The organism is Nonomuraea sp. NPDC051941, assembly GCF_044593615.1.
Genome location: NZ_JBIUCF010000096.1, coordinates 1 through 14,932 on the forward strand (window position 1 = coordinate 1; position 14,932 = coordinate 14,932).

The 14,932-nt window shown below is 68.0% G+C and carries 15 protein-coding genes and 1 pseudogene; 11 read left to right on the forward strand and 5 right to left on the reverse strand.

Annotated features, from left to right (window positions below; all coding sequences use genetic code 11):
- Positions 1–101: 101 nt before the first annotated feature.
- Positions 102–635 carry a hypothetical protein gene (locus ACIHFD_RS65680; RefSeq protein ID WP_397375593.1) on the forward strand — a complete coding sequence of 178 codons (534 nt, stop codon included), beginning with the start codon at positions 102–104 and terminating at the stop codon, positions 633–635.
- Between the two features lie 228 nt (positions 636–863).
- Here the strand turns inward: ACIHFD_RS65680 and ACIHFD_RS65685 are convergent, their stop codons facing one another.
- Positions 864–1,328 carry a MarR family winged helix-turn-helix transcriptional regulator gene (locus ACIHFD_RS65685; RefSeq protein ID WP_397375594.1) on the reverse strand — a complete coding sequence of 155 codons (465 nt, stop codon included), beginning with the start codon at positions 1,326–1,328 and terminating at the stop codon, positions 864–866.
- 111 nt (positions 1,329–1,439) lie between these two features.
- Between ACIHFD_RS65685 and ACIHFD_RS65690 the strand changes: the two genes are divergently transcribed.
- Positions 1,440–2,627: an MFS transporter gene (locus ACIHFD_RS65690; RefSeq protein ID WP_397375595.1), complete on the forward strand. Its 1,188-nt coding sequence runs from the start codon at positions 1,440–1,442 to the stop codon at positions 2,625–2,627.
- A 13-nt stretch (positions 2,628–2,640) separates the two neighbouring features.
- A complete protein-coding gene (locus ACIHFD_RS65695) occupies positions 2,641–3,747 on the forward strand; it encodes an amidohydrolase family protein (RefSeq protein ID WP_397375596.1) in 1,107 nt (368 codons plus the stop codon).
- A 271-nt stretch (positions 3,748–4,018) separates the two neighbouring features.
- Here the strand turns inward: ACIHFD_RS65695 and ACIHFD_RS65700 are convergent, their stop codons facing one another.
- Positions 4,019–4,558 carry a DNA-binding protein gene (locus ACIHFD_RS65700; RefSeq protein ID WP_397375617.1) on the reverse strand — a complete coding sequence of 180 codons (540 nt, stop codon included), beginning with the start codon at positions 4,556–4,558 and terminating at the stop codon, positions 4,019–4,021.
- A gap of 108 nt (positions 4,559–4,666) precedes the next feature.
- Positions 4,667–4,855: pseudogene (locus ACIHFD_RS65705) on the reverse strand (transcriptional regulator); the annotation flags it as partial.
- A 132-nt stretch (positions 4,856–4,987) separates the two neighbouring features.
- On the opposite strand from ACIHFD_RS65705, the gene ACIHFD_RS65710 reads away from it, so the two are divergent.
- The 5 genes from ACIHFD_RS65710 (at position 4,988) to ACIHFD_RS65730 (ending at position 9,908) form a co-directional block, all read left to right on the forward strand.
- Positions 4,988–5,737 carry an SDR family oxidoreductase gene (locus ACIHFD_RS65710; protein WP_397375618.1) on the forward strand — a complete coding sequence of 250 codons (750 nt, stop codon included), beginning with the start codon at positions 4,988–4,990 and terminating at the stop codon, positions 5,735–5,737.
- Positions 5,738–5,746: 9 nt separating this feature from the next.
- On the forward strand, positions 5,747–6,118 hold the full coding sequence (locus ACIHFD_RS65715) for a hypothetical protein (RefSeq protein ID WP_397375597.1): 372 nt from the start codon (positions 5,747–5,749) through the stop codon (positions 6,116–6,118).
- A 578-nt stretch (positions 6,119–6,696) separates the two neighbouring features.
- Complete coding sequence (locus tag ACIHFD_RS65720; RefSeq protein ID WP_397375598.1) at positions 6,697–7,584, forward strand: alpha/beta fold hydrolase; 888 nt, start codon at positions 6,697–6,699, stop codon at positions 7,582–7,584.
- A gap of 645 nt (positions 7,585–8,229) precedes the next feature.
- Positions 8,230–9,321: a serine hydrolase domain-containing protein gene (locus tag ACIHFD_RS65725; protein ID WP_397375599.1), complete on the forward strand. Its 1,092-nt coding sequence runs from the start codon at positions 8,230–8,232 to the stop codon at positions 9,319–9,321.
- 53 nt (positions 9,322–9,374) lie between these two features.
- The gene (locus ACIHFD_RS65730) at positions 9,375–9,908 is read left to right on the forward strand and encodes a pyridoxamine 5'-phosphate oxidase family protein (RefSeq protein ID WP_397375600.1); all 534 of its coding nucleotides are present in this window, start codon (positions 9,375–9,377) and stop codon (positions 9,906–9,908) included.
- Positions 9,909–10,106: 198 nt separating this feature from the next.
- Here ACIHFD_RS65730 and istB read toward each other — a convergent pair whose 3' ends face one another.
- A complete protein-coding gene (istB, locus tag ACIHFD_RS65735) occupies positions 10,107–10,748 on the reverse strand; it encodes an IS21-like element helper ATPase IstB (protein WP_397375601.1) in 642 nt (213 codons plus the stop codon).
- Positions 10,749–11,601: 853 nt separating this feature from the next.
- Between istB and ACIHFD_RS65740 the strand changes: the two genes are divergently transcribed.
- Complete coding sequence (locus ACIHFD_RS65740) at positions 11,602–11,829, forward strand: hypothetical protein (RefSeq protein ID WP_397375602.1); 228 nt, start codon at positions 11,602–11,604, stop codon at positions 11,827–11,829.
- Positions 11,830–12,192: 363 nt separating this feature from the next.
- Here the strand turns inward: ACIHFD_RS65740 and ACIHFD_RS65745 are convergent, their stop codons facing one another.
- Positions 12,193–12,609 (reverse strand): MarR family winged helix-turn-helix transcriptional regulator, encoded by a 417-nt coding sequence (locus tag ACIHFD_RS65745; RefSeq protein WP_397375603.1) that lies wholly within the window; start codon positions 12,607–12,609, stop codon positions 12,193–12,195.
- 86 nt (positions 12,610–12,695) lie between these two features.
- Here ACIHFD_RS65745 and ACIHFD_RS65750 point away from each other — a divergent pair, with 86 nt between their 5' ends.
- Together ACIHFD_RS65750 and ACIHFD_RS65755 are read left to right on the forward strand one after the other, a co-directional pair.
- Complete coding sequence (locus tag ACIHFD_RS65750; RefSeq protein ID WP_397375605.1) at positions 12,696–13,886, forward strand: alpha/beta fold hydrolase; 1,191 nt, start codon at positions 12,696–12,698, stop codon at positions 13,884–13,886.
- A complete protein-coding gene (locus tag ACIHFD_RS65755) occupies positions 13,883–14,905 on the forward strand; it encodes a zinc-binding alcohol dehydrogenase family protein (protein ID WP_397375606.1) in 1,023 nt (340 codons plus the stop codon). The genes ACIHFD_RS65750 and ACIHFD_RS65755 overlap by 4 nt, the downstream gene beginning before the upstream one ends.
- Positions 14,906–14,932 lie beyond the last annotated feature (27 nt).

Consider the following 14,932-nt stretch of genomic DNA (forward strand, 5'->3'; position numbering starts at 1 on the left):
GACAAGCGACAACAACACCTTGCCATGGTCGCAGCCGTCGTCTTGATCGCGCAGCAAAAACCCAGCTCACATTATGAAACCGTGTTTCCGAGCGGGACACCATGCGTAACCTCGGAAGCCAGTACTCCGACCAGCTGGCGAGGGGCTCCAAGATCCTTGTGGGCGTGGGGACGCTGATCAGCTTCGGCTCGGCCGCGTGGGAGCAATGGCAGAACGACGAGGGCCAGAGCACTCCCATCAGGCTGCTACGGGCCACGATGCGGGGCAACATCACGGTGGGCGGGGCCGTCGCGGGAGGCGCGCTCGCCAGCGCCGCGTGTGGTGCCACCGGCGTCGGCCTCGTCGCCATCGGCGGATGCGCCATGGTCGGCGGCATGGTCGGCGGCGCCGTGGGCAGCTGGGCCGGGGAGAAAGTGATCAACGGCGCGGGCGGGCTGGTCAACTGGGCGACGCCCGGGCTCAGGAGCGCCGGCAACGGAGTGCAGAACGGCGTCTCCACGGTCGGATCCGGCTTGAGCAACGTGGGATCCGGCTTGTCGGATGCCGGCGAATGGGCGGGCGACAGGGCGTCGGATCTGGGCTCCGGCCTGGCCGATCTAGGCTCCGACATCGGCGGCGGGCTTTCCTTCTGGTGACCGTCCCCCGGTCGGGGGTACGCCGAGGCGGACCTCCGACCGGGCCTCGCGCGGGCTCACCCGTGGGTGATGGTCGGGCGCATGTCCGTGTAGCTGAAGGTGATGGCGTACGGGTTGAAGAACTCGTGGGTGAGGTTGGCGATCAGGCTGACTCACCCTGAACCAGGTTGCGGCGCATCGCAGCAGTGGGTGAAAAGGCGACCACCTCCCCGTTGTGGCTCCTGTCTGTTACTCGGCTGACTGGCGGACCTTGGCCGCCACCGCCTGGAAGGCTTGGCCGACCGCTTGCAGTTCGGACGTGCTGAGCAGGTCGATGAAGTGCTCGCGCACGGTTTGCACGTTGTCCATGGCCGCCTTGACCAGCACCGCCCGCCCGGTCTCTGTCAGAGAGGCGACCACACCGCGCTTGTCTTCGTCGTCGTTGCATCGCTGGACGAGCTTGCGGGCCTCCAGCCGGGCGACGGTGTGCGACAACCGGCTGCGGGAGTAGTACGACAGCTCGGCGAGCTCGGCCATGCGCAGGCGGCCCTCGGGCGCCTCGGACAGCCGCACAAGGATCTCGAAGTCGGCCAGCGACAGATTGTGGTGGCGGCGAAGCCGGCGGTCGCGCAGTTCCATCAGCAGCGCCGATCCTTCGACGAAGGAGCGCCAGTCTCGCTGCTCGGCGTCGTCCAGCCATCGCGGATCACCCATGAGCCAAGGATAGCGGTTGATGATTTCAACTAGTGCGGGTAGCCTGTGGCGACATGATTGAGATCTTCAACTACCTGACGGGGGGTCGTACATGTCGCGGAGAAGAGCCCCATGAACGCGAAGCTGTTCACGCTCGCTTCTGGTAACTTCGCGGTCGGGGTCTCAACGTTCGTCATCGCGCCCATGCTCGGCCACATGAGCGCGGACCTACACGCCGGCCGAGCCGTCATCGGGCAGCTCATCGTGGTGTACGCGCTCGCCTACGCACTGGGCGGCCCCTTGCTCACCACTCTGGTCGGGCACCGGCCGCCACGGCAGGTGCTGCTCGTCGCGCTGGCCGTGTTCGGCGTCGGCAACGCCCTGACCGCGATCGCGATGGACTTTCCCGGTGCGGCCGCCGCGCGCGTGATCGCCGGCGTGGGCGCCGGCGTCTACACCGCCAACGCACTGGCCGTCACTCGTCGCCTGGTCACAGGAGACCGGCAAGGACGCGCCGTCGCAGTCGTGGTGGGCGGCCTGACGACGGCCATCGTCCTCGGCCTTCCGATCGGTGCGTGGCTGGGTAGCGCGACGAGTTGGCGACTGGTGCTCGGCCTGCTCGCACTCCTCGCGACGCTGCCGATGGCCGGAACCCTGTCGCTACCGGCGCTCGACGGGTCACCCGCGGTCGCAATCAGGAAACGGGTGGCGCCGCTGCGAGATCGGCGGGTGCTTGCCACTCTGCTGGCGACCTGGCTGTGCCTGACCGCGAGCTGGACGGTATACAACTTCATCGATGAGGTGCTGCTGCCGGCCACCGGAGGCGACCCAGACCGCCAGTTCCTGACGTTGCTCTGCTTCGGGGCCGGGGCGATGGCAGGCAACCTGCTCGCTGGACGGCTGGCGGATCGGTACGGTCCGGGTCGTACGATCGCGGCGGTCGCCCCCGGCCTCACTGTCGCGGTCCTGGTGGTGCCGTCGGTGGCGGTCACCATGCCGCTCGCGCTGCTGGGAATCGGCGCCTGGGCGATGTTGCATTGGATGGTCAACGTCCCGCAGCAACTGCGCGTCGCTGCGGCGGCGCCAGAGGTGGCGCCCATCGTGCTCGGCCTTCACCAGAGCGCCATCTATCTCGGTATCAGCGCAGGCGGACTCGTCGGTGCCATCGGCTACAGCCGGGCCGGCCGGCCCGGCATCGGCTACGCCGCGTTCATCACCGGGCTCCTGGCGCTGACCGCACTGTGGTGGTCGATGCGCACCCGGCCGGACAGCGGCGGGGCCGGCGCGGACGATACCCAGGGCAGCCACACCCGGAGCTGACCAGCTCAGGCCCATGAAGAAAGCAGGAAAGGTTATGACTGATCGAGTTGCCATCACGGGCGTGCGTGTCTTTGACGGACATGGGCTGTCCGAGCCACGTACGGTCGTCATCGCCGGCGACGTGATCGGCACCGACGCCGACCACGCCGAGGTCATCGACGCTGACGGCGGCGTGATGCTGCCCGGCCTGATCGATGCGCACATTCACCTCAGCGGCGAGAACACGCGGGGGAAACTCTGCTCGTACGGGGTCACCACAGGGCTGGACATGGCGACCTGGCCGGCGCGGCGATTGACCACGCTGCGCGGCGTGCGGGGCGGGAGCGATGTGCGAAGCGCGGGCACCCCCGCCATCGGCCCAGGCGGCCTGCACTCGCGCATCCCGACGATGCCGGCCGACGCCATCGTCACCGGCCCGGACCAGGCCGAGCCGTTCGTCGCCGCGCGGTTGGCCGAAGGCAGCGACTACATCAAGATCGTGGCCGATCCGGACGAAGGCGGCCCGGACCAGGAAACCGTGACAGCCCTGGCCCGCGCGGCACACGCTCACGGCAAGCCGGTCGTGATACACGCCGTGTCCCAGGCCGCCGTCATCATGGCCCTCGATGCCGGCGCGGACATCATCACCCACGTCCCGCTCGGCCCAGCGCTGGACCTGCCGGTCGTGGCCCGAATCGCGGACGCCGGCTGCACTGTGGTTCCCACCATGACCATGATGGAAGGCATCGCGGCAACGATCGGGCGGCCGGAGGGGTTCGCCGGCGCCCGCCGCAGCGTGGGTCTGCTTCACCAGGCCGGGGTGCGGGTCGTGGCCGGGACCGACACGAACGACACGGCCGGTGTGCCGTTCCAGCCCGAAGCCGGAGCCAGCTTGCACCACGAACTCGAGTTGCTGGTCGACGCCGGCCTGCGCCCCGCCGAGGCGCTACGCGCGGCCACCCGGCTCGCGGCCGAGGCGTTCGGCCTGACCGATCGCGGTGCTGTCGAGCCAGGGCTGCGCGCCGACCTGATCTTGATCGACGGCGACCCTCTTGCCGACATTCGCGCTACCCGGAACATCCGTCGCATCTGGTGCGGCGGCGTCGAGCACACCCCGGCCAGCCAGAACCGCGCCCTCTGACAACCGTGAACCGCTTCCATCCACCGGCTTCGGATGGAAACGGCGAATGGCGTCGATCGTCGTCTTCGGCGAGGTGTTGAAGCAGAACCGGATTCCGGGTGCGACTGCCCGATCACGATGAGCGGACCGGGCGAGGCCTGCGTGGCGCTCGTGCCATCGGGCTTCGCGACGCTGCGCCCGTCCTCCGGCACAGCAACCGAGCCCTGCGTTGACAACCCTCACCGCCGCCAATTGCGCGCTGGACGCGGTGCACGGCCCCCAGATCCTGCCCTCACAACTGCTGCAGCCCGGTCGCCCTGAGCACGTCGAGCGCCGTGGCCTCGGGGCTTCCCGGTTCGGCGGAGTACACGAGTACGGTCTGGTCGGTGTCAGGGAGCAGGAGGGTGTCGCAGTCGAGCGTGATCGTGCCGAGCTGGGGATGGCGGATCGACTTGATCGCCGCACGCCAGGCCGCGGAACGTCCCTCCTGCCAGAGCTCCTCGAACCGGGGACTGCCGCGGCGCAGCTCGCTGATCATGCGGGCGAGGTCGGCGTCACGCGGATAGCGGGCCTGGGCGGCGCGCAGGGTGCCGACGGCGGCGCGGGTGGCGGCCTCGTCCTCGCCCGGGTCCGCGGCGACCTGGCATCGGCTGCTGCCGAGGAAGCGCTGCCAGATGAGGTTGCGCCGGTGCCGGGGCCAGGCGGACATGTCGCCCTGCAGCGCCGCCGCCAGCGGGTTCCAGGCCAGCACGTCGCCCTTGGCCGACAGCACCAGCACCGGCAGATCCGCCATCCGGTCCAGCAGCCGCAACACGCTCGGCCGTACCACCATGGCAACGTGTCCAGGCTGCGGCGGCTCGTGACCGGCCAGGCGGAACACCAGGTCGCGATCGTCGTCGTCGAGCCGCAGTGCCTGCGCCAGCGCCGCGACGACCTGAGCGGACGGCCGTGCGCCGCGCCCCTGCTCCAGCCGGACGACGTACTCGACGCTCAGCCCCGCGAGCAGGGCTACCTCCTCGCGGCGCAGGCCACGCACCTGGCGGCGGGTGCCCGATGGCAGGCCGACATCCTGCGGTCGCAGGCGGGAGCGGGCCTGGCGGAGTACTGCGGCGAGTTCGGCACGATTCACCCCTTGATTCTCCCGCGCTGATCGCCTACCGCGGGTGGTACGGCCAGTCCCAGGCCGAAGCGGTCCTGGTGAGGGCTGGGCCCGATCTCGGACGATCAATCCATGACAACGGACGCCAACGGCGATGAGCCGATGCCGGCAGATACACCGGCACCCGGCGCGGAACAGCTCACGGCAGCGGATACGAAGACGGTGGCGCTGGTCACCGGAGCGAACAAGGGGCTGGGCAACGAGACAGTACGCCGCCTGTCGGAGCGGGGCTGGCGGGTGTTCCTGGCCGCTCGTGATCGCGAACGCGGTACGCGGGCGGCGGAAGCGCTCGGCGTCGAGTTCGTCCAGCTCGACGTGACCTCGGACGACTCTGTTGCCGCGGCGGCCGAGACGGTGGCCAGGAGGGCCGGCCGTCTTGACGTACTGGTCAACAACGCCGGAGTCGGCGGCCTACGGCTGGATCCCGCCGACATGGGCGCGGACCGGCTGCGGGTCCTGTACGAAGCCAACGTGTTCGGCCCGGTACGGGTCACGCACGCGTTCCTGCCCCTCCTGCGCAAGTCGGACCTTCCCCGTATCGTCATGGTCTCCAGCGCACTCGCATCCCTGACCTACGCCTGCGACCCCGCACGCCCCGAGTCCAGCTTCCTGAGCCTGGACTACGCCTCGTCCAAGACCGCACTCAACATGATCGTCTCCCAGTACGCCCGCGCCCTGCCCGGCTTCAAGGTCAACGCCGCCGACCCGGGCAACCCTGCAACCGACATGAACCAGCACACCGGCATGCACACCGTCGCGGAGGCCGCCGAGTCGGTCATCCGGCTGGCCACGTTGGACCGCGAAGGGCCGACGGGCGGCTTCTTCGACCGCAACGGACCCGTCCCCTGGTAGGAGCCCCACATGACCAAGATCTTGACGATCGGCCTGCACCCGAGCGCGATCGACTTCTCCGATCATCCCGGCCTGGACGAGGCGACGCTGGCCGCCCGTATCGAACAGGGTGAGGCCGCGCTGCATGCGGCGGGGCTGGACAGCGTGGCGTGCCTCATCGGCGCCGATCCGGTCGCGGCCGAGGAAGTCGTACGCGAGCGACTGTCCGCCGAAGGTCCCTTTGGCCTGGCCATGATAGGGGCCGGGGTGCGCGTGCTGCCGGAGCACACCGTGCTGTTCGAGCGGCTGATCAACGTACTGGTGGCGGCGGAGCCTGGCATCCGGTTCTGCTTCAACACCTCGCCGGAGACCACGATCGACGCGATCCGCCGCTGGACGTAGCCTGTCCGCGCTCGACGCCGTCCGGCCGCGTGACGATCGAGATCGCCGGCCTTCCCGTCGAGGGCTGGCTCGTCGAGGCGGAGGTCGTCGCTGCTCACAAACGCTGACCATTGGCGGATCAGGGACGAAGGCCGTCCAGCATCCGGATTCCTTGTCACCGAAGTGGGCGGTGGCGGCGTAGGTGTCACGCCGCATACAGCGGGATGAGGTCGCGTCGGGGCGCACGACCCTGCGGCCAGGGCGCGGTCGCACATTCGACCGCCGAGTGATCCAAACGTGGCCTTGAGTTCCGTGGTGTTGGGGGCGCGGCAGTGACGAGCGAGAGCGAGGCGTCGGTCAACTGTGCGTCGATGACGGCGAACAGGAAGTGCCGCGGGGCCCGCCACGCGTCGCCGGTGAGCGCCCGTTCAGCCCCAGTCGACGATGCGCTGCCAGGTATGCGCAACGTCCTCGCGCAGCGGGTGCCGTCGTAATGCGACCAGCATAACCGGATGGCTCGTCCGGATTTCCGCAGCATAAACGGATAAATGATTCGAATGGTCGGGCGAGTTTCGCCTGCCCTCATAAGGAGAACGAACATGCCCTTCACCGTGACCGACGTGCCACACCTGCCGGACGGGTTCACCAGCACGTTCACCAGCCGAACCGTCCAGGTCCGTGATCTCACCCTGCACGCTGTGGTCGGTGGCGACGGACCGCCGCTGTTGCTGCTCCCGGGCTGGCCCCAGTTCTGGTACTGCTGGCGCCTTGCCATGCCGGACCTCGCCGAGCACTTCACCGTCATCGCCGCCGACGTCCGCGGCGTGGGGGCCAGCGACAAGCCCGCCACCGGGTACGACCCCCTCACACTCGCCGACGACATGGCCGCCCTCATGACCGGCCTGGGACACGACCGCTTCGCCATTGCCGGCTTCGACCTCGGCATGGTCGTCGGCTACGCCCTTGCCGCGGGCCACCGCGACCGTGTCACCCACCTGGCGGTGGCCGAAGCCATTCTCCCTGGCGTCTCCGACTTCCCGCCCCCGATGACGGACCCGGCCAGAGGCGACCTCATGTGGCACTTCGCCTTCAACCGCCTGCCCGCGGACGTCAACGAACGCATGGTCGCCGGTCGCGAGGAGATCTACTTCGGCCACCAGTTCGCCTCCAAGGCCGCCACCCCCGACGCCATCCCGCCCCACGCCGTGGATGTGTACGTGGACGCCCTGCGAGACCCGGCCGCACTCCACGCCAGCTTCGAGTTCTACCGTGCGGACCAAGGCCTGGCGCGGGTACGTGAGGCCGGGCCACTGACCATCCCTGTACTGACGCTCGGCGGCGAACTGAGCGGCGGTACGTTCGTGGAGACGGTCATGCGCCTGGTGGCCACAGACGTCACCGGGCTCGTCATCCCGGGAGCCGGTCACTTCCTTCCTGAGGAAGCTCCGGCGGCCGCGGTGAAAGCCCTGCTCGAATTCCTGGTCTGACACGGGGAGCGCCAGATGGCGTTCCCCCTCCGCCCCGGGCGCACAGGCTGGGGCGGCGCACGCTGGAGCAGTCGTGGTACTCGCTGCGCAAGTCAGCGAAGACTCAATGTGATTTTGCGGGTGGGTAGCAGCAGCGTTTGCCGGTCAGTTTGAACAGCACTTGAGGGTTGATCGGGCGCGGAATGTCGGTGAGAAGTAGCAGCACCCAGAGGAACAGGCAATGCGTGCGAAGTTGACGGTGTCTCGCCCAAGCCGACTTTCGTGGCTGAAGGTTGTCTGCGCGGTGGACCGCCGTCGGTTGGCTTTGTCCGGCGCGATGAGTTTTCCCGCCGTCGATCGTCTTACCTTCGGAAGGTCCCCCCCACGCGAGAAGGATTCAGGATGCTCGTGACCGAGATGGCGCACGGTGTGCGACTCTCGCGGCACCGTCGAGTCCGTGAACGGCGGGGTCTGAGCAGTTATCGAGGAGTTTGACCATGACCGTGAGCGCCAGCTTCTGTATGTCCCTCGATGGGTTCGTGGCCCGTCCGGACGACAGCGTCGGTCCCCCTGCTCGACTGGTACAACAACCGGCGGGCGGCACACCACCCTCCGCCGACCGGAGGGGCGATTCCTCCGCGCGGGCAGGGAGTGACGAGGGTAGCGATGAGTGAGATACAGGAACAGATTCAGCGTCACATCGATGCGCTGGTCGGTGCCGGCGCGGAGACCGGTGTGCAGGTCGCGGTCTATCAGGATGGCGCGCTGATCGTCGACGCGGTGGCCGGTACGGCCGATCCGGCCAGCGGGCGGCCGGTCACCTCCGGCACGCCGATCTTCAGTTTCTCCACTGGCAAGAACGTGGCGGCCACGCTCGCGCATCTGCTCGTCGCGCGTGGTTTCCTCGATTACGACAGCCCGGTCACGGACCTGTGGCCCGAGTTCGGTATGCACGGCAAGGCCACGGCGACGCTGCGGCACGTGCTGACCCATACGGTCGGTCTTCCGGCCATGCCGCGCGAGATCACCCCGGGCGAGCTCCCTGACTGGTTCAGGGTATGTGAGTCGCTGGCCGCCGCCGAGCCGCGCTGGCGGCCGGGCGCCGCTACGGGTTATCACTCCTACACCTTCGGCTATCTCGTCGGCGAGCTGGCCCGCCGCGCGACCGGGCGGCCCATGAGCGAACTGCTGCGTGAGTGGATCACTGTGCCCCTCGGTATCGAGGGGCAGCTCTACTTCGCCGCTCCGGAGGAGTCGCTGCCGCGGTTGGCGCGCCTGGAACAGCAGGCGCGGCAATGGCCTGCCGGCCCGGACGACGGTGATGCGATCCTCGCGCCGTGGGAAAGCCGGCCGAGTGCCGATTTCGGCAACAGCGGCGAGATCCTGCGCGCCGATATACCGTCGGTGGGTATCGCCACTGCGCATGGCCTTGCCGCGATGTACAACGCCGTGCTGCAGGGCAAGCTCGTGGACTCTGCACGGTTGGCGGAACTGTCCGCGCTCGCGTTCGAGGGTACGGATCAGGTTTTCGGTAGCCCGGCGCGAATGGCGCTGGGCTTCCCGATAGGCAGGATGGGCGCCCCTGCCGAGGAGAACTCCATGGCCTTCGGATGGCCGGGCGGGGGCGGAAGCTACGCCTACGCCGACCCCGCCCGGGGGGTCGCCTTCGCGCTGACGAAAAACCGGCTCGTCCCGAACTTCGACACCGCGCTGTCGGTCACCACCATCCTGGCCGACCATCTCGCCGGGACCCACTGAGCTTTCCCGCGGACGCGCCGGGCGGAATTCGCAACGATCACAAGGAGAAAATCATGTCCACTCATACGACCGGCGACTCGACCGCGCCACAGACCAGCCTCGGTCCGTTCTCCTCGCCAGGCGCCAGCCCGACGCCGTGGGAGGCGACGGAGTGGGCCCTGCGCCGGATCCAGAAATTCCAGCTGTGCACGGTGCGCCGGGATGGCCGCCCCCACGTGACACCGTTGCTGGCGATCTGGGCGCTCGGCGCGATGTGGTTCACCACCGGCGACAACGAGCAGAAGGCCAAGAATCTCAGCGCCAACCAGCGCTGCGCGCTGACCAGCGGAACCGACACCCTGACCGGCATGGACTACGTCATCGAGGGCACTGCGAGCCTGGTCACCGACCATGCCACCAGGGAAGCCGTGGCGACCGCGTTCGAACAGGCCTATGGGTGGCAGCTCACCCGCGAGGACGGAACCTGGTATCAACTGGGCGACGCCGTTCGGACCGGGAATGTTCAGCTCTACCGGGTCCAGCCGGACAGGGGGTTCGCCTTCGCCACTGGTAGCGAGCCGTCCCAGACGCGCTACCAGTGGCGCTGAGAGCACACCGCCTGGCTGCTCACGCCCCCGCAGTGCCTCCGCCAGCATTGGCCGTGCTCTTCCTCGACGCTGTGACGATCACCGCTGCTCGTCCCGGGTAAAGATCGTTCGTCCTCGCTTCGCTGCGGGCGCTGCATCTTGACCAGCTCCTCTCAGCGGCGGGACCAGGCGTTGTCAAGGAAGGGCAGCAGAGAGGGGTCAGCCGACGGCCTTGCTGGCGGCGGCTTCGGCTTGGGCGCGGGTCTGGGCGAGCCGGTACGATTCGGTGCCGGTCTCGATGATGTTGCCGCCGTAGGTGAGCCGATCCACGATGGCGGCGCAGAGCCGCGGCTCAGTGAATGTCTTAGTCCATCCCGAAAACGACTCATTTGAGGCGATCGCGACACTGTTGGTCTCCTCCCTCTCGGTCAAAACCTGGAACAGCAGTTCGGCTACGTGTCGATCAAGCTCCATGTAGCCAAGCTCGTCAATACAAAGGAGATCCACGCGGCCGAGGCGGGCGATGGTCTTGGTCAGCGCCTTCTCATCGGCGGCCTCGACCAGTTCGTTGACCAGTTTGGCGGCCAGGGTGTACTTGACCTTGAACCCGGCCATCGCGGCCTCAGTGCCCAGCGCGATGAGCAGGTGCGACTTACCCGTCCCCGAATCGCCGATCAGACAAAGCGGCTGATGCTTGCGCAACCAGTCACAGGTGGCCAGCGTGTTGATGACGGCCGGGTCGACGTTGGGGTTGGCGTCGAAGTCGAACGTGCGCACGTCCTTCGCCACCAGTGCACAGTTTCTTGTCAGTCGCTGCACAGCATGGGCTCTCGGCGAGGCGGTCACGCTCTCCTGCTGCATGATGAGGGAGTGACCCTATTGCCTCCCTCGCGTTCTCGCCGTCCGTCTTACCCAGGGGTTTTCTGGAAGTCGTATGCGGCTGCAGCCGCTTACTTCTTCGTGCTGGGAGTCATTGCCGCAGCCGGTGATCTCGGCGCCGTGGCGGCGATCTGCCTGTCCGTATCTGCCGCATGTGCGGGGGTTTTCGGCCATTTCTACGCCCGCCGCCGCCGGTAGACCGGCCAGTGGTTCGCATGGGGAGCAGCGCGAAGGGCGCGCCACTCAACCGATGTTCGTACGGCGGTAGCCCACGAAACCCACCTGTGCGGGGATTTCATGGATCGTACGGTGACCAAAGCCGCGTCGGCGAGGTCACGGCGACTCCACTGGATCCCGGGGTGATTCACATCGTCGGACAGAACACCGACCGGTTACACATCTTCCAGATGCACGCCTACGCACCTGAGGTGAACCTGTCGGGACAGTGCGGTCACCACTTAAGAGAGCCGGCGCCGACTTCGTTGTGCACGATCAACCGGGCTGACCCAGAGCATCAAACGCCAGTTGAAGGAACATGCAGTATCGGGCCGCACCCGATCGAAGGGTGCCTGCCCCAGACCGGCTCGACTCTCAACCAAGGCGACCCCGTTACACCGACTCCACGAATTCGATCGTGTAGCTGCGGAACGCGGCTTCTAGCATCGCGCGTGTGAGATTTCGGGCCAGGAGTTACAAGGCGCCTTGACGAGCCTTGACGATGGGATGGTGTGACCAATGAAGGGGGCCGAGTGGCTGGCTGAGCGCTTCGAGCGGCACCGGCCCCGGCTGCAGGCAGTGGCGTAGCACCGACTTCGGCTATGGTCAGCCGACGGCTATGATCCGCGGCACGGTGGCCGTGGTCAGGCAGATCCGCGGCCCCACGAGATGGTCACCTGTATCCCGCGCTGGTCGGCGGCGCGGTTGGAGCAGCGATTACTGTCAGCGGGCGGCCAATTCCCTGCTGGCCTTCACGGCTGCGAACGACAAGATCGTCGAGATCAACGGTATCCGCGACCTCGATCGCGTGCGCCAGCTCGCGGTCACCGTCCTCAGCCAAACGTAGTGAGCAGGGACAGCAGATGCGCTCTTTGTCGATCCGGAGACTGCGCAGGCCCTGGCCAGACCGGCGACATGGCGACCAACGAAGCTCGCCCCGAAATCGTCTTGGCGGTCCGCATGGACCGAACTGGTGCGCCGCAACCCCCACCGCGCCCAGCGCCGCCAACGCATCAGCCGGCGGCGAGCCCGCCGGCGCGGGCAACTCCGCGGGTCGGCGGCCAGCGCCACTGGTTGAGGCTGGCGCCGGCTGGCTGCTGGATCTGATGCTGCCGCGATTCTGGCACGCCAGCGTGGTCAAGGCCGGTGGCTGTCAGCACACCATTGATCCAGAACGTCTGTGTCCCGTCCAAGCCACCCCGTGTATCGGTCAGGGTTGTTCGAGGACGCGGTGCAGTGCGGTGGTGGCGGCGGCGAATTGGGCGTCGTCCAGGAGTGTGCGGCCCCAGTCAAGCAGTGGTCGGCGCGCTTGCTGGATGCGGGTGGCCATTTCGCGACCGTGGGCGGTCAGGGTGAGTTCGACGTGGCGGCGGTCGTGTGGAGATGGATGGCGGTGTATGAGGCCGGCGGCTTGGAGGCGGTCGGCGAGCCGGCTGGGATTGCCGGTCTCTGCGATGAGGCGCGTGCCTAGTTCGCCCAGGGTGAGGGGTTGGTCGTCGGCGAGGATGAGGATCGCTTCGGCTTGGACCACCGTGATGCCCAGCGGTCTCAGGGCTTCGCTGAAGCGCCGGTTGATCTCCCGGTGTGCGGCCTTGACGGCGAGTACGAATTCCAGCACCTGGTCCACGGGCGGCAGTCTACTTGAATCGATGACATGACATAGATATTGTGCGTCATGTCATTAGACGTCATGACATATTTCTGGAGAGTGGTATGCGCGGCCCCGTCCTGTCACGAACATCAACGTTTCACTTCGAAGCGGTCCGGGCACTGTGGTCCAGCCCGTTCAACGGAGCCGACTACGGCGAGGTCGTCTCCGCGGTCTCACGGGTACGACCAGGCGACTTCGAATCCTGGCACCGGCAGTGGACCCGCCTGGCCATGACCGCACACGGCCGCGGCGAACAGCTGAGCGACCGCGTCTCGCGGGGCAAGGCACTGCTGCGGGCGAGCAACTACATACGCACCGCCGAGTTCTACCTCGAACCCGGCGACCCTCGTCGCATGAACTGCGCGCGCCGTTCCCGGACGTGGTTCGACGCCGGACTGGCGGCCCTCGGCGTGGACGGCACACGCTCGCGCACTCCCTATGAGGGCGCCGAGATGGAGACGATCTTCCTTCGATCACCGCACCCGGACGCCCGGGACGTGATGGTGGTGCATGGGGGCTTCGACTCGACGCCGGAGGAGCTGTACTTCGTCCTCGGCGCCGGCGCGCTCGAGCGGGGCTTCCACGTGCTGCTGTACGAGGGCCCGGGGCAGGGCAACCTGCTGCGGGAGTTCGGGATGCCGTTCACGCCGCAATGGGAACGCCCGGCCGCCACGGCGATCGACTCGCTGAGCCGGCACTGCGATCCCGGCGCGATCATCGGGGTGGGGGTGAGCTTCGGCGGCCACCTGCTGGCCCGGGCGGCCGCGATGGAGAACCGCTACGACGCGATCGTGCTGCTCGACTACTTCCCCGGCATGTTACGAGCCTTCGCCCACAAGATGCCCCGGCTGCTGCGCGGTCGGATCGGCGCCATGCCCGCCTGGCTTCAGTTGCTGATCAGGCTGAACGCACGTTATGACGCTGAGCTGCGCTGGGCGCTCGGTAACGCGCTGTGGACGTTCGGAGTGGCCACTCTTCCCGACCTGATCGCAGAGATCGGCAGATACGACGACGGCCAGTGGGCGGACACCATTGAGGCCGATGTCCTGATCCTGCTGGGCGAGGACGAGCACTTCTTCGACAACCGCCTCGCCCACGACTTCGCCCGCCGGCTGACCAGCGCGCGCTCGGTCCGGGTGCACGAGTTCCCCGGAGCCGAAGGCGGCGGCCTGCATTGCCAGAACGGCGCCGTCCACCTCGCCCACGAGGTCATCTTCGACTGGGCGTCCACCATCAAGGGAGCAGGCCGATGAGCGAGCCGATCAAGCACAGGCGGATCGTGGTGCGGCGCTTCGGCGATGCCGGGGTGCTGAGACAGGCCGATGCGGTCACCTCCGCCCCTGGGCGGGGCCAGGTCCGCATCAGGGTTCTGGCCGCGGCGGTCGGCTACACCGACGTGATGGCGCGCAAGGGCGAGTACATCTTCCAGCGCGGGCTGCCGTTCACACCCGGGTACGAGGTCGTGGGCGAGGTGGTCGGCCACCACGCGGAGCCGGTGCCGCCCTGGCTGGTGCCCGGTGCCCGGGTCGCCGCGTGCCTGACCAGGATGGGCGGCTACACGGAATACGCCAACCTGCCCGTCCGGCTGCTGGCCCCCGTACCGGATGGCCTCGACACCCTGGCGGCGGCCGCCCTCCCACTGGACTACCTGACCGCGCTGAGCCTCCTTGACCGCCACAGCCGGGCCCGCCCGGGGGACACCGTGCTCATCCACGGCGCGACCGGCGGCGTGGGTGACGCGCTGTGCCAGCTCGGCGCTCACCGGGGCTTGGTCATGTACGGCACCGCCTCCGAGCGCAGCCTGCACCGGCTGCGCGACTACGACATCGTGCCCATCGACTACCGCCGCCAGGACGTCGCCCAGGTCGTACGCGCCAAGCACCCCGAAGGCGTCCGGATCGTCTACGACCACCTCGGCGGCGCCAGCATGCGCGCCAACCATCGCCTCCTGGCGCCGGGCGGTGTGCTGGTCAGTTACGCCTTCATGGGCCGGCCAGGACACGTGCTGGCCGACACTGTCCGCGGCGCGCTGCGCAACAGAATGCTGAACCTGCTGCCCGGCAAGCGCACGGCCCTCTGCACGCTGCCCCGGGAGATCGCCGCGGACCCGTCCCAGCATCAGGCATTACTCACGCACCTCTTCGAGCTCGCACTGGGGCGTCACATCCGGCCACGCATCGGGTCCTGCTTCCCACTCTCCGAGGCCAGCGAGGCGCACCGCGCTCTGGAACGACGGGACGTCCACGGAAAGATCATCCTCACCACGTTCTGACCCCGGTTGCCACAGTGCTGAACACAT